This is a genomic window from Solihabitans fulvus (assembly GCF_008386585.1).
In the GTDB taxonomy this organism is placed as follows: Bacteria; Actinomycetota; Actinomycetes; order Mycobacteriales; family Pseudonocardiaceae; genus Solihabitans; species Solihabitans fulvus.
This window is the reverse complement of record NZ_VUOB01000260.1, coordinates 1-424: the sequence shown is the minus strand read 5'-3', so window position 1 is coordinate 424 and position 424 is coordinate 1. Positions and strand designations below refer to the sequence as shown.

At 50.0% G+C, this 424-nt stretch carries 1 rRNA gene; it reads left to right on the top strand.

Annotated elements, in window-relative coordinates:
• A 16S ribosomal RNA gene (locus F0L68_RS45780) occupies nucleotides 1-424 on the top strand; the annotation flags it as partial.

Sequence of the window (424 nt, the reverse complement as noted above, 5' to 3'; positions counted from 1 at the left end):
CGTTAGAGGTGAAATTCTTGGATCGTCGCAAGACGAACATCAGCGAAAGCATTTGGCAAAGGTGTTTTCATCAATCAAGAACGAAAGTTAGAGGTTCGAAGGCGATTAGATACCGCCCTAGTTCTAACCGTAAATATGTCATCTAGCGATCCGCCGACGTTACTACAATGGCTCGGCGGGCAGCTTCCGGGAAACCAAAGATTTTGGACTCCGGGGGGAGTCTGGTTGCAAAGCTGAAACTTAAAGGAATTGACGGAAAGGCACCACCAGGAGTGGAGCCTGCGGCTTAATTTGACTCAACAAGGGAAACCTCACCCGGGCGGGACAGGGACAGGATTGACAGATTGATAGCTCTTTCTCGATTCCGTGGGTGGTGGTGCATGGCCGTTCTTAGTTGGTGGAGCGATTTGTCTGGTTAATTCCG